At 61.2% G+C, this 13,758-nt stretch carries 12 protein-coding genes; 3 read left to right on the top strand and 9 right to left on the bottom strand.

The window, feature by feature from the left end; genetic code table 11:
- Nucleotides 1-418 (bottom strand): transposase domain-containing protein (locus AC0ZWN_RS17305; protein WP_476335862.1); only part of this gene is annotated, 418 nt, incomplete at its 3' end.
- Between the two features lie 242 nt (nucleotides 419-660).
- Nucleotides 661-1,722: an HAD family hydrolase gene (locus tag AC0ZWN_RS17300; RefSeq protein WP_093429808.1), complete on the bottom strand. Its 1,062-nt coding sequence runs from the start codon at nucleotides 1,720-1,722 to the stop codon at nucleotides 661-663.
- A gap of 242 nt (nucleotides 1,723-1,964) precedes the next feature.
- On the opposite strand from AC0ZWN_RS17300, the gene AC0ZWN_RS17295 reads away from it, so the two are divergent.
- Entirely contained in the window at nucleotides 1,965-3,356 is a 1,392-nt protein-coding gene (locus AC0ZWN_RS17295) for an L-cystine transporter (protein ID WP_095049438.1), read from the top strand.
- A gap of 108 nt (nucleotides 3,357-3,464) precedes the next feature.
- Here the strand turns inward: AC0ZWN_RS17295 and AC0ZWN_RS17290 are convergent, their stop codons facing one another.
- Complete coding sequence (locus AC0ZWN_RS17290) at nucleotides 3,465-3,977, bottom strand: dihydrofolate reductase (protein WP_093429975.1); 513 nt, start codon at nucleotides 3,975-3,977, stop codon at nucleotides 3,465-3,467.
- An 85-nt stretch (nucleotides 3,978-4,062) separates the two neighbouring features.
- Between AC0ZWN_RS17290 and AC0ZWN_RS17285 the strand changes: the two genes are divergently transcribed.
- Both AC0ZWN_RS17285 and AC0ZWN_RS17280 read left to right on the top strand, forming a co-directional pair.
- A complete protein-coding gene (locus AC0ZWN_RS17285; RefSeq protein WP_476335861.1) occupies nucleotides 4,063-5,442 on the top strand; it encodes a DUF2868 domain-containing protein in 1,380 nt (459 codons plus the stop codon).
- Entirely contained in the window at nucleotides 5,435-6,820 is a 1,386-nt protein-coding gene (locus tag AC0ZWN_RS17280; RefSeq protein WP_186620057.1) for a GTPase/DUF3482 domain-containing protein, read from the top strand. Before AC0ZWN_RS17285 ends, AC0ZWN_RS17280 begins: the two co-directional genes overlap by 8 nt.
- Before the next feature lie 160 nt (nucleotides 6,821-6,980).
- Here AC0ZWN_RS17280 and AC0ZWN_RS17275 read toward each other — a convergent pair whose 3' ends face one another.
- The 6 genes from AC0ZWN_RS17275 to AC0ZWN_RS17250 all read right to left on the bottom strand — a co-directional run bounded on the left by AC0ZWN_RS17275 (nucleotide 6,981) and on the right by AC0ZWN_RS17250 (nucleotide 13,748).
- Nucleotides 6,981-7,541, bottom strand: a complete 561-nt coding sequence (locus tag AC0ZWN_RS17275; protein WP_476335860.1) for a phosphonate degradation HD-domain oxygenase — start codon at nucleotides 7,539-7,541, stop codon at nucleotides 6,981-6,983.
- Nucleotides 7,541-8,674: a TIGR03364 family FAD-dependent oxidoreductase gene (locus AC0ZWN_RS17270; protein ID WP_476335858.1), complete on the bottom strand. Its 1,134-nt coding sequence runs from the start codon at nucleotides 8,672-8,674 to the stop codon at nucleotides 7,541-7,543. Before AC0ZWN_RS17270 ends, AC0ZWN_RS17275 begins: the two co-directional genes overlap by 1 nt.
- 126 nt (nucleotides 8,675-8,800) lie before the next feature.
- Entirely contained in the window at nucleotides 8,801-9,826 is a 1,026-nt protein-coding gene (locus tag AC0ZWN_RS17265) for a putative 2-aminoethylphosphonate ABC transporter substrate-binding protein (RefSeq protein ID WP_476335857.1), read from the bottom strand.
- Between the two features lie 36 nt (nucleotides 9,827-9,862).
- A complete protein-coding gene (locus tag AC0ZWN_RS17260) occupies nucleotides 9,863-11,587 on the bottom strand; it encodes a putative 2-aminoethylphosphonate ABC transporter permease subunit (RefSeq protein ID WP_476335855.1) in 1,725 nt (574 codons plus the stop codon).
- Complete coding sequence (locus AC0ZWN_RS17255; RefSeq protein ID WP_093429802.1) at nucleotides 11,587-12,663, bottom strand: putative 2-aminoethylphosphonate ABC transporter ATP-binding protein; 1,077 nt, start codon at nucleotides 12,661-12,663, stop codon at nucleotides 11,587-11,589. Before AC0ZWN_RS17255 ends, AC0ZWN_RS17260 begins: the two co-directional genes overlap by 1 nt.
- 221 nt (nucleotides 12,664-12,884) lie before the next feature.
- Entirely contained in the window at nucleotides 12,885-13,748 is an 864-nt protein-coding gene (locus tag AC0ZWN_RS17250) for a LysR family transcriptional regulator (protein WP_093429801.1), read from the bottom strand.
- Nucleotides 13,749-13,758: the final 10 nt, after the last annotated feature.

The raw sequence follows: 13,758 nt of genomic DNA, 5'->3' as shown, positions 1-13,758 counted from the left end.
GCAGAAGCGCACCATCGACTGCAAATACTTGCAGATCCTGCCAGGCATCATCGGGATAGCGCTGCGCGCCCCATTGAGTAGCCGTTTTGCGAAACAACCACTCAACCGGGTCGGCCCCCAGCCGCTTACGGGCCTCGGTCACACCGCTACGGGCCAACAGATGGTCAGAAGCCAGACCTTGGGCGCAGATGTTCAAACGTCGGGCGACTTCATGAACAGGTTCGTCGCGAAACAATGCCATGCCTAGCACCAGCCAGAGCACTTGGTCGGCAGGCAAGCGACGCCGCCGGATAGTGGCCTGGCTGGACAAATCCAGCGCAGACGCGACCCACTCGATGGGAATATTTTGAGTGAAAGTGCTCAAGTCACAGACGTTGAAAAGGTCGCCGAGGTCGAGCAAGTCCTGTTGAACAGACATAAAAAATCCGATGCCAGAGATCTGACATCGGATTTTCGAAGAAGCCCGGCGAGGATTCAAATGCTTAAGTGAACAGCATTACGCCAAGTGCGGGGCATTTTTTTGTCTGGCCGAAATCCCAAAGTCACTGCAGATCAAACTGTGTGCGAGCCTGTTCGCGAATGCGGTATGTCAGAAACGAAGAAGGTGACTGACACTACGCTTTCGCGAGCAGGCTCGCTCCGACATTGGATCGGTTTGGCTTACTGAATCTCTTCTGGTTTAACGATCACCCAGTTCTTGTCCGCCGTCACCGGCAACCCTTCTTTCGCCTGCGCCGCCGCATGCTTGGCCATCATGCCGTTGATTTGCGTCATGTACTTGTCCTTGCGGTTGACCCACAAGTGAATCCCGCCCTTGGCCACATCAACATCGTGAAACAGCATGTAACCGTCGCTGGTCGGGGTATCGCCACCGACCAATACCGGTTTTTTCCATTCATCGATGTAGGTCAGAATCGCTGCGTGCTTGCCGGCCATCCACGTCGCCGGCGTCCACAGATACGGCGTCAGTTCGAGCCCAAGGTTGGCCTTCTCGTCATATTTGCCGGCGGTAATCTGCTTGCGTGCCGTGGTCAGTTCGTTGGTCTCGCGGTTCTTCAGCAGGGTGGTCACGCCGATGACGTTCTGCGGTTTGACGTTGTAGCCGTACTTCGGATCCGCCGCGACCATACGCACCAGTTCTTCCGAGGCGGCGGTCATCACGTAGACCTCGATGCCGTTCTCCATCAGCTTGTTGTAAAGCTCTTGCTGGCCGGTGAAGATCTTCGGCGGATTGACGTCGAGTTTCTTGACCACATCGCCTTCGTAGTAAGTCGCCGGCACCGGCTTGCCCGAAGCCATCAGCTCATCGACGTAGCCTTTGAGTTCCTTGAGGGTGAAACCGGAGAACACCTGCGCCACCCACGGGTAGCAGACCATGTCGTCGACTTCGCAGAGCCGGTAGTAGTAACTGAACAGGCTTTCCTTGTGGTCGGCGGTGTCCTTGAACGGCATCAGTTTCAGCGAAGGGTCGAGTTTGTCGCGGGTGATCAGGCCCTTGTTTTCCATGAACGGCAACAAGGATTCTTCGAGGTCGTAGCGGTAACTGGTGTTGTCCATGTCGAACACCGCGTAGTTACCCTTGTTGGCGTTGGCGGCGATCATCGCGTCCAGCGCCTTGGCCTGATCGGCCGGCCAGTGTTTCAGGTCGGTGGCGAACGCCTGAGTGGCCAGCCCCATGCCCACAGCCAGTGCGACAGCCAGAAATTTCGGTGCGAACTTCATAAGCGTCTTCTCCCTGATTCAAAGAGATCGACGCTAACAAATATGTGTGACAGTCCTCGTCTGTCAGCGACCGCCCTCGTCCCTGTTTGCGCCAGATGCATTGCCGAGAGCGACACGGGCTTATTCCAAAAACGACGGACGCCCTAAGATTTCGGTATTAAATCATTGCAAATCAAGCTGTTAGGCTTGCCGGTTCGCAGCAGCCCCGGAAGGCTGTTGGCACAGTCTTTCCTGGAGATCTCATGAATCTACCGTTGATTCTCAACCTGCTGGTGTTCCTCGCCCTGCTCTTCGGTCTGGCGCAAACCCGCCACACCACGTGGAGCCTGGCGAAAAAAGTCCTGCTCGCGCTGGTGCTGGGTGTTGCGTTCGGCGTGGCCCTGCACACCGTTTACGGTGCCGGCAACCCGGTGCTGAAAGCGTCGATCGGCTGGTTCGATCTGGTCGGCAACGGCTACGTGCAGTTGCTGCAAATGATCGTCATCCCGCTGGTGTTCGCCTCGATCCTCAGCGCCGTGGCGCGTCTGCACAACGCCTCGTCGCTGGGCAAGATCAGCTTCCTGACCATCGGCACCCTGCTGTTCACCACCGCGATTGCGGCGCTGATCGGCATCGGCCTGACCAACCTGTTCGGCCTTACCGCTGAAGGTCTGGTCGCTGGCACCCAGGAAATGGCCCGTCTGCAAACCATTCAGACCGACTACGCCGGCAAGGTCGCCGACCTGAATGTGCCGCAACTGCTGCTGTCGTTCATCCCGCAAAACCCGTTTGCCGACCTGGCGCGGGCCAAGCCAACCTCGATCATCAGCGTGGTGATTTTCGCCGCGTTCCTCGGGGTCGCAGCGCTGCAACTGCTCAAGGATGACGTCGAGAAAGGTCAGAAAGTGATCAACGCCATCGACACCCTGCAAGCCTGGGTGATGCGTCTGGTGCGTCTGGTGATGAAACTGACCCCGTACGGCGTGCTGGCGCTGATGACCAAAGTGGTCGCCGGTTCCAACCTGCAAGACATCATCAAACTCGGCAGTTTCGTCGTGGTGTCGTACCTCGGTCTGGGCCTGATGTTCGTCGTGCACGGTTTGCTGGTTTCGGCGGCGGGTATCAACCCGCTGCGCTTCTTCCGCAAGATCTGGCCGGTGCTGACGTTCGCGTTCACCAGCCGTTCCAGCGCCGCGAGCATTCCGCTGAGCATTGAAGCGCAGACCCGTCGTCTGGGCATTCCACAATCGGTGGCGAGTTTTGCTGCTTCGTTCGGTGCGACCATCGGCCAGAACGGTTGCGCGGGTCTGTACCCGGCGATGTTGGCGGTGATGGTTGCGCCAACCGTAGGCATCAATCCGCTGGATCCACTGTGGATCGCGACGCTGGTGGCGATTGTGACCTTGAGTTCGGCGGGTGTTGCCGGTGTCGGTGGCGGCGCGACGTTCGCGGCACTGATCGTGCTGCCGGCAATGGGGTTGCCGGTGTCACTGGTGGCGTTGCTGATTTCGGTTGAGCCGCTGATCGACATGGGCCGCACGGCGTTGAACGTGAGTGGCTCGATTACCGCTGGGGCAATTACCAGTCAGGTGATGCAGCAGACTGATAAAGAATTGCTGGATGCGGATGAGCATGCGGAGCTGGCTCAGGCTTAAGCTCATCTTTGCCTGATCTGGCCTCTTCGCGAGCAGGCTCGCTCCCACATAGGAATGCGTTTCCCCTGTGGGAGCGAGCTTGCTCCGGGCGGCGTTCCGACGAAGCTCTTAGGCTTTCTCCCAAACCTCAAAGCTGTACGCAGGTTTGTCGCCCTCAGCCGGATTCGGCACATTCGAGACCAGTTTCCACTGCTCCAAATCAAACTCTGGAAACCACGCATCCCCTTCCGGGCTCAACGCCACGCGAGTCAGATACAGACGATCCGCCTGCGCCAGCCCTTGCGCGTACAACTGCGCGCCGCCAATCAGCATCAGCTCATCGACGCCCTGCTCCTTCGCCCATTCCTCGGCGCGAACCACGGCAGCTTCCAGCGACGGATAAACTTCCGCACCTTCGAGTACCAGACTGGCCTGACGGCTGACCACGATGTTCAAGCGCCCCGGCAATGGCCGGCCGAGCGAATCCCAGGTCTTGCGACCCATGATGATCGGCTTGCCCAAGGTGGTGGCCTTGAAGTATTTGAAGTCCCCCGGCAGGTGCCAGGGCATGCTGTTGTCGACGCCGATCACGCGGTTTTCACCGAGGGCTGCGATCAGGCTGAGGGGGAGTGATTTAGTCATGCCGGCGAGGATACCAGAGCCGCGCTTACCCCGATAAGCGCCACAGCGGTTATGCTCAGCGCTCATTTAAGCGACGGGACGCCGCGTGACTGAACTGACTCCACTGCAAAACCTCTGGCTGACCGAGACCGTGCGCCTGCGCGAAGAACACGCAGGCCCCTTGGAAGATCTGGAAGCCAACCGACTGGCGCGCACGGCCGGCGGCGATCTGCCGAGCCGCATTCAACGCCGGGCTTTATGGCTGGCCGAGCGTGACGGGCTGACGGCAGCCCTCAAACACTGGCTGCAAGGCGCGCGTCTGGCGCTGGTGCTAATGGCGCTACTGGCCTGCGTCACTGGCGCAGGCATGGCATTTTCTGCGCTCGGCGACGGCACACGAGCGGTCAATATTTTCTGGGCGCTGGGCACCTTGCTCGGGGTCAATCTGATCCTCCTGCTGAGCTGGGCGCTGGGTCTGCTTTTCGCTGGCGAACACGGAGCAGCGCTCGGCCGCCTGTGGCTGTGGCTCAGCGAAAAATTTGCCCGGGACGCCAAGGCCGCGCAGTTACCCCCCGCATTACTGGTCTTGCTGCAACGCCACAAACTCAATCGCTGGGCGATTGGCACGCTGGTCAATGGCCTGTGGCTGCTGATCATGTTCAGCGCGCTAAGCATGCTGATATTGATGATGGCCACTCGGCAATATGACTTCATCTGGGAAAGCACGCTGCTGGGCGCAGACTTCTTCGCGGCACTGACAGATGCGTTGACGGTCATTCCCCATGCGCTGGGCTGGAGTGCGCCGAGCGTGGACATGATTCGCGTGACGCTGGACACCGATTACAACCGCGTCCTGGTTCGCCAGATGTGGGCGATATGGCTGGTCGGCGCGGTGCTGATCTATGGCGTGCTACCCCGTCTGCTGCTGATGCTGTTCTGCCGTTGGCGCTGGAAGCGTGGTCGGGATCGCTTGCGTCTGGAGCTGAACCTGCCCGGCTACGCGCAGTTGCGTGAACGTCTGATGCCAACCAGCGAACGCCTCGGCGTCAACGACCCGGAGCCGGCACAATTGCACCGCGTCGAAAGCGCCGTCGGCGAATTCGCCAGTGAAGGCGCATTGCTGGTGGCCATCGAACTTGACGAACAACGCCCATGGCCGCCCGCGCTGCCAAAGAATGTCAGCAACGCCGGCATCCTCGACAGCCGCGAATCACGCCACAAACTCCTCGAACAACTCAGCCGTTTTCCACCGGCACGTCTGGCGATTGCCTGCGACCCACGGCGCTCGCCGGATCGCGGCAGCCTCGCCTTGATCGCTGAACTGGCGCGCAGCGCGGGCGAGACCCGCGTGTGGCTGCTGCAAGCGCCACCGGGCGAAGCACTGGATGCCGAGCGCCTCGGCGACTGGCACACCGCGCTGCAACAGCTGGATCTGCCGTTTGCCGATTGCGCGCCGTTGAACTGGCTGGAGAGTGGCCATGACTGATGCCTGGAAAGCGCCGCTGAAACTCGCGGTGGTCGGCCACACCAACGTCGGCAAAACCTCGCTGCTACGCACGCTGACCCGCGATGTCGGCTTCGGCGAAGTCTCCCATCGCCCGAGCACCACGCGGCATGTCGAAGGCGCGCGGTTGTCGGTGGACGGCGAACCGTTACTCGACCTCTACGACACGCCTGGCCTGGAAGATGCGATCGCTCTGCTGGATTTTCTCGAACGACTGGAGCGACCCGGCGAACGCCTCGATGGCCCTGCGCGGCTGACGCGGTTTCTCGACGGCAGCGAAGCGCGCCAGCGTTTCGAGCAGGAGGCGAAAGTGCTACGGCAACTGCTTACTTCCGACGCCGGTTTGTATGTGATCGACGCCCGCGAACCGGTGTTGGCCAAGTATCGCGATGAGCTGGAAGTACTCGCCAGTTGCGGCAAACCGCTGCTGCCGGTACTGAATTTTGTCAGCAGCGCCAACCATCGCGAGCCAGATTGGCGTGAAGCGCTGGCGCGGCTTGGTCTGCATGCTCTGGTGCGTTTCGACAGCGTGGCGCCGCCGGAGGATGGCGAGCGACGGCTGTACGAAAGTCTCGCGTTGTTGCTGGAGAATGCTCGGCCACAATTGGAGCGGTTGATTGCCGATCAGCAGGCTCAGCGCCTTGCCCGTCAGCAAAGTGCGGCGCGATTGATTGCTGAATTGTTGATCGACTGCGCCGCGTGTCGGCGCAGTGTGGTCAGTGAAGCCGAGCAGGAACAGCAGGCGATCAGTGAACTGCGCAAAGCTGTGCGCCAGCGTGAGCAGAAGTGTGTTGAGGCGCTGCTCAAGCTGTATGCGTTCCGCCCGCAAGATGCGGCGGCGAGTGATTTGCCGTTGCTGGATGGACGTTGGGGCGATGATTTGTTCAACCCTGAGACCTTAAAGCAACTCGGCGTGCGCGTGGGTGGCGGCATTGCTGCCGGTGCGGCGGCGGGGGCTGGTGTGGATTTGCTGGTCGGCGGGATTACCCTTGGCGCGGCGGCGCTGGCGGGTGCAATTGCCGGTGGTGCGCTACAAACGGCGCGCAGTTATGGCAGTCGCTTGCTGGGCAAGATCAAAGGGCAGCGTGAGCTGACAGTGAATGACGGGGTGTTGCGGCTGCTGGCGTTGCGTCAGCGGCAACTGGTGTTGGCGCTGGATCAGCGTGGGCATGCGGCGATGGATACGGTTCAGGTGGCGACACCGCAGGACAAGACCTGGCGCGAGGGCAAGTTGCCGGAGGCATTGAGCAAGGCGCGGGCGCATCCGCAGTGGTCGTCGTTGAATCCGCAGGCGAAGTTGAATCAAGCGGAACGGCAGGAGCAGATTGAGGCGTTGGTGGGGAAGGTGCTTGAGCTGTAGACGCCGACCCTCACCCCAGCCCTCTCCCAGAGGGAGAGGGAGCTGACCGTGTTGTTCTTCCGTCATACGTCGACCTGAGATATCCAGTCGAACTCAGGTTTGAAAGGCATGAAAATCGGCTCCCTCTCCCTCCGGGAGAGGGCTGGGGTGAGGGCGACAATCACACAGTAGACAACAATCTCGCAGCCTTACGCTTCAAAACCCCAAGATCCATCACCGGCACCGCCGTCTCCTTGGCCAACTCATCCCACTGGCGCATCCGCAGACTGACCGCACACAACGGATCCCGCGCAAACGCATCCGCCTCAGCCTCGGTCATCACCCCGCCCTGATATTCCAGGGTCCGCCGACTCGCCTCACTCAAGCGTTCGTAATACCCCGGCTCACGCAACGTCAGATACCGCTTGGCCTGCACGTGATATTCCACCAGCCGCGCCATGCGCTCGCTGAAACCGGCCTCACGCAAATAGTCCGCACCCAGCCGTTCATGACTGACCACGCCAAAGCCGCCCATGTTCTCCGCGCCCTCGGCACACAGGTGGCCGATGTCATGGAAGAACGCCGCCAGCACCACTTCGTCATCGAAGCCTTCGGCCATCGCCAACTCAGCGGCCTGGGACATGTGCTCGATCTGCGACACCGGCTCGCCGATGTAATCGCTAGTGCCAAAGCGTTCATACAAGCCGAACACCCGGGCGACGACTTGCTCGTGATCTGTCATCAATCTTCCTCCAGCAACTGCGCGATATTGCGCTCCCCCAACGCCGGGCCGACGCTCATGCCGACGCCGGTGTGCATCAGCGCCACACTCAACCCGGGTGCCGGGCGCAGGAACGAGAACGGCCCCGGCCCCCGGGAACCATAGACGCCTTGCCAGCGCTCGACCACTTGCACCTTGCAGCCCAGCGTCTGCTCGGCCAGCTCGAGCATCCAGTTGTCCACTTGCTCGGTGTTAAACGGTGAAGGGTCACTGTCGTAATGGTGCGAGTCGCCGATGATCAGCTCGCCGTACGGCGTCGGGCTGATCAGCAGGTGGATGCCGTTGTCGTGCAGGTGCGGTTGCTCACGGAGGATTTGCGCCTGCACCGCCGCCGCTTCCGGCAGATCGGCGAAGGCGCCGTAATGCACACAGCTGAGGCCGGTGAGCAAGGCGTGTTGCAGATTCAGTTCGGTCTGCGGTTTGGCGCGGAGCATTTGCAGGCGGCAGATTTGCGGGTCGAGTGCGGCAATCGGCTCGGCCAGCAAAGTCTGATAATCGTGGCCGGAGCAGACGATAATCTGCTTCGCCGTAAAGCTGCCGACGGTGCTGTGCAGACGCCCCGGTTCGACGTCGCGCACCAGCGTGGAGAAATGAAACTCCACACCAAGGTCGCGGCGCAGATAATCGATCAGTGCCGGAATCGCTTCGCGCGAATACACCTGTTGATCGTCCATACCGTGCAAAGCGGCACGGTGGTGGCTGAACTGACCGTGATACAGATCGCGCAAGGCAGCGCCGCGCAGCAACTGGATGTTGTAACCGTGTTCCACGGCGCGACCGTTGCAGAAGGCTTCGAGCAGATGTTCTTCGGCTTCGGTGCGGGCAAACAAGTAGGAGCCGTTGCGTTTGATTTGCAAACCGGCGAGCTGCGCCCAGCCACCCCAGATCTCGCGGCTGGCCTTGGCCAGTTCGAGCATGGTGCCCGGAGGCTGGCCAGTGACCAGCGCCTGGCCGAAGTTGCGCACCGAAGCGCCGAGGGGGGTGGCAGTGCGTTCGAAGACGGCGACCTTGAGACCGCGTTTGGCGGCGGCGTAGGCGTGGGACAGGCCCAGAATGCCGGCGCCGACGATCAGCAAGTCTTGTTGTTGTGTCATGAAGCTACCTCAATGATCGTTCCCACGCTCTGCGTGGGAATGCAGCCAAGGACGCTCTGCGTCCATAGTGACGCGGAGCGTCACGGGATTCATTCCCACGCGGAGCGTGGGAACGATCGGCAACGGTTACTTGGCGGCGACTTTCTCGGACTTGCCGTCATAACGCTTGCGCCACTCGGTGAGGATCTCGTCGCGGTTCTTCGAGGCCCAGGCAAAGTCGTTCTTGATCAGGCGTTGCTCATAATCCGCCGGCAATTCGGTCTGCGGCTTGGCGATCCCTGGCTGCGCGAGGACAGCGAAGTTCTCCTTGTACAGATCCATCGCCTCAGCACTCGCCGAGAAGTCAGCCAGCTTCTTGGCTGCCTCTTCATGCGGCGTACCTTTGATCACCGCCGTCGCTTCGATCTCCCAACCCAGGCCTTCCTTCGGCAGGATGATGTCCAGCGGCGCGCCCTGACGCTTGAGCTGTACCGCCGGGTATTCAAAGGAAATACCAATCGGGAACTCGCCCGCCGCTGCCAGCTTGCAAGGCTTGGAACCGGAATGAACGTACTGGCCGATGTTCTGGTGCAGACCGTCCATGTAGGCCCAGCCCTGCTTCTCGCCGAAGGTTTGCAGCCAGGCGCTGACGTCGAGGAAACCGGTGCCGGACGACGCCGGGTTGGGCATGACGATCTTGCCCTTGTACTCAGGTTTGGTCAGATCCTGCCAGCTCACGGGCTTGGTCAGGCCCTGCTTCTCGGCCTCGACGGTGTTGAAGCAAATGGTCGCGGCCCAGACGTCCATGCCGACCCACGCTGGCGGGTTCTCGGCGTCGCGGTAGTTCGCGCCGATCTTGCCGAGGTCCTTCGGCGCGTAGCTTTGCAGCATGCCTTGCTGATCGAGGATCGCCAGGCTCGAAGCCGCGAGGCCCCACACCGCATCAGCCTGCGGACGAGCCTTCTCGGCGAGCAGCTTGGCGGTGATGATCCCGGTGGAATCACGCACCCACTTGATCTCGACGTCCGGGTTGGCCTTTTCGAAGGCTTCTTTGTAGGACTTCAATTGCTCGGCCTCGAGGGCGGTGTACACCGTCAACTCGGTTTTTGCCGCGAAGGCATTCAGGCTGAAAGTAGCGAGCACAGCAGCGGCCAGGGCCATAGGCTTGAACATGATCGTTTTCCTGTAATGAGTTGAACGGGGTTGGAATCAGTGACCGGGCGCGGTTTGCCGCCAGGCTTGAGAACGGCGCAGCAAGCCGCGCGAAGCCCACGCCAGCAGCAAGGACACGCCCGCCGAGGTGAACAGAATCAGGGTCGACATCGCCGCCGCACCGCCGACGTTGCCGGCGTCATCCATATTCAGCACCGCGACCGCCGCAAGGATGGTGTCGGGGCTGTAGAGGAAGATCGCAGCAGAAACCGTGGTCATCGCCGAGACGAACAGGTAGCGCACGATGTCGAGCAGCGCCGGCAGGCAGATCGGCACAGTGACACGCAGGTAGTGGCGGTACAGCGGCGCTTTGAGCGACAGCGCGGCGGCTTCGAACTCGGCATCGAGTTGGCGCAGCGCGGTGGTCGCGGTCATTTGTGCGGTGGTCAGGTAGTGCGCAATCGTGCAGACGATCAGCAGCGTCATCGTCCCGTAGAGCACATGCAGGGGATTACCCGTGAGGTTGAAGAAGAAGACGTAACCCAGACCGAGCACCAGCCCCGGCACCGCCATCGGCACAAAACTGAGCATGCGCAGGGCCAGGTTGAGGCCGCGTTGGCTGCGGGTTTTCTCCATCAGGTAAGCGCCGGTGAAAATCAGCACGCTGCCGATCAACGCCGTGCCCAAAGCCATCTTCAAACTGTTGCTGTAGGCCAGCCAGCCACCGCCAGCAGTTTCGTTGAACTGGTAATGATTGAGTGACAGCGACAGGTTGTACGGCCAGAACTTCACCAGCGAGGAAAACACCGCCATGCCGAACACCAGAATCAACGCGGCGCTGATCAGCACAACAATCGCCAGATAGCAGCCATCGCGCAGTTTCGACGGTGCCGGTTTGAACACCTGCGCACGCCCGCTCATGGAATCGCCGTGTCGCCGACGCAACCACGCATCGACGCCGAAGCTGAACAGCGCCGGCAGTAACAGCACCATGCCGATCAACGCGCCGCGACCGAATTGCTGTTGGCCGACCACGGCTTTGTAGGCTTCCAGCGCCAGCACTTGATAGTCGCCACCGACCACCACCGGCACGCCGAAATCGGTGATGGTCAGGGTGAACACCAGACAGAACGCGGCAAACACCGCTTGGCGAGTGGCCGGCCAGGTGATGCTGCGAAACGCCTTGGCGGGACTGGCGCCCATGCTCGACGCAGCGTCGAACAATCGCGCATCAGCCAGCGACAACGCCGAGAGCAAAATCATCAGCGCATGGGGAAAGGTGTAGATCACCTCGCCTAGCACAATCCCCCAGAACCCGTAGATGTTGTCCGAGAGCAGCCCGCGCAACATGCCCTGATTGCCGAACAGATAAACCAGTGCAATCCCCGGCAGCATCGACGGCGCCATCAGCGGCAGCAAGGAAATCCCGCGCCAGATGCCCTTCGCCGGAATCAGCGTGCGTTGCAGCGCGTAGGCAAACAGGTAGGCCAGCGGTACGACGATGGCCGCGACGCTGAGGGAAACTTTCAGGCTGTTGCCGAGCAGCCAGTGGAAATTCTCGCTGCTAACCAGTTCCTTCGCCGCGAACCAGCCACCGCCCTGCCCGGCTTCACTGCTGAAGCCGCGCCAGAAGATCGCCAGCAACGGCAGCAACACTGCGACGCCGAGCAACAGCAGCAAGACAACTTTGCCGCCGACGACAAAAATGCGGTCGCCAATCTCGGCTTTCGAGGACTGTCGCACCTGCTTGTGCGGTAGCGGCAGCGCGAGGTTGCTGTTCATCAGGCAAACACCTGCAGGCTGCGCGGCGGCAAGGCGACCATGATTTGCTGGGCGCCGAGGCGCGGCATGGCTTCCGGGGCGAGTTCGGCGAGCAGTGCGTGGCCCGGCAGTTGATCGAGTTCGAAGCTCATGCGGCAGCGGTTGCCGAGGAAAGTGATCTCGCGGACTTTGGCCGGGAACAGGTTTTCTTCATGCACTGGCGGATTGACGTTTATCGCTTCCGGGCGGCAGAACAACCGGCCCGAGGCGCGCTGGATGCTGCCGTCGCTGAGGCGCAGGTTCATTCCGCCGACCTGCGCGTGAGTGTCGCTGCTGCGCTGGAACGGCAGCCAGTTGCCCTGACCAACGAACTCCGCCACGAAGGGCGTGGCCGGGCGGTTGTAGATTTCCTGCGGGGTGGCGTATTGCTCGACGCGGCCGTTGTTCATCACGGCGATGCGGTCGGCCATCAGCATGGCTTCGTCCTGATTGTGCGTGACCATCAGCGTGGTGATGCCGAGGTTGCGTTGCAGCTGGCGCAGTTCGGTGCACAGATGCTCGCGGACGCGGGCGTCGAGGGCGGACATCGGTTCATCGAGCAACAGCAGCGATGGTGCTGGTGCCAAGGCCCGAGCAAGAGCAACGCGCTGTTGCTGGCCGCCGGACAATTGGCCGGGGAATTTTTTCTCGCTGCCAGTGAGGCCGACCAGTTCCAGCATCTGGCCGACGCGACGGCGTACTTCATCACGACCGCTGCCAGCGAGGCCGTAGGCAATGTTCGCTTCGACGGTCAGATTGGGGAACAGCGCGTAGGACTGGAACAGAATCCCGTAGTCGCGGGCTTGCGGGGCAAGGTGCGAAACGTCGCGGTCGCCGAGGTACAGCTCGCCACTGTCCTGCTTTTCCAGACCGGCGATGCAGCGCAGCAACGTGGTCTTGCCGCAGCCCGACGGGCCGAGCAGGCACACCAGCTCACCGGCGGCGACGTCGAGGGAGACGTTATCCAGCGCAGTGAACGCGCCGAAGCGTTTCTGTACGCCGCGCACTTTCATCGGCGCACCGGGGTTGGTCAGGGCAGTTGCGATGGCAGGATTCATGGACAGACCTCATCAAGCAGATGGGGCCAATCCTAGAGTTGTAATGCGTCCGTCATGTGGCAGTGAGGCAAAAACGGCCGATAGTGGTATTCGGGGATTTTGGTTCACTACCGATCGTTCCCACGCTCTGCGTGGGAATGCCTCATCGGACGCTCCGCGTTCGGCTCTTGGGACGCAGAGCTTCCCAGGCTGCATTCCCACGCGGAGCGTAGGAACGATCATTACGCAGGGGACATTTCCTGTGCCAACCCAAGAAACGCCGCCGGCAACCGCGCGCCCTTCCTCTCCTTCAGGCAATACAGATATTCAGGAATCTGCGGCGCATTCTCGATCGTCAACACGCGCAACTGCGGGTCATGCGGCACTTCCTGACGGGCAATGATGCTGATGCCGATATTGCGCAGTACCGCCTCACGGATCGACTCACGGCTGCCAATCTCAAGCAACGGACCGAAACTCACCCCGGCGCTGGCCAGCAACTCTTCAGTCAGCCGCCGCGTCGTTGACCCGGTTTCGCGCATCAACAAGGTATGCCCGGCCAGTGCGCTCAATGTCACATGATCATGGGCCGCCAGCGGATGGTTGCGATGCACCGCCAGCACCAGTGGATCAGTACCGAGCACCCGGCGAATCAATCGCGCATCGTCGAGCAACTGTGACGAAGCGGCGACGTCCACTCGGTAATCCTCCAGCGCTTCGAGCACCTGCTGCGAGTTACCGATTTCCACCGACACTTCCACCTGCGGCAAGCGCTCGCGGAAGGTCTTCACCAGATCGAGGATGTAATACGGCGCCGTCGCGGCAATGCGCAAAGTACCCTGCACCTGACCGCTGTTGCGCAGGAAGAACTCGATGTCGGCCTCCTGCTGCAACAGCGTCTTGACCATCGGCAGCAACCTCGCACCTTCGTCGCTGACGCTCAGACGCCGGCCGCCACGGTAGAACAGCTCCACCGAATACTGGCTTTCCAGATTGCGGATCTGCGTGGTCACGGTCGGTTGGCTGAGACCGAGTTTTTTCGCCGCCAGCGTGATGCTGCCCAGGCGGGCGACCATGTAAAACGCTTTCAGCTCGGCACTCAGCACAACCTTTCCT

It is taken from the genome of Pseudomonas sp. 3B-A001-10F (assembly GCF_056313565.1).
Note: the sequence above shows the minus strand (reverse complement) of the source record. Positions and strands in the feature narration are given on the sequence as shown.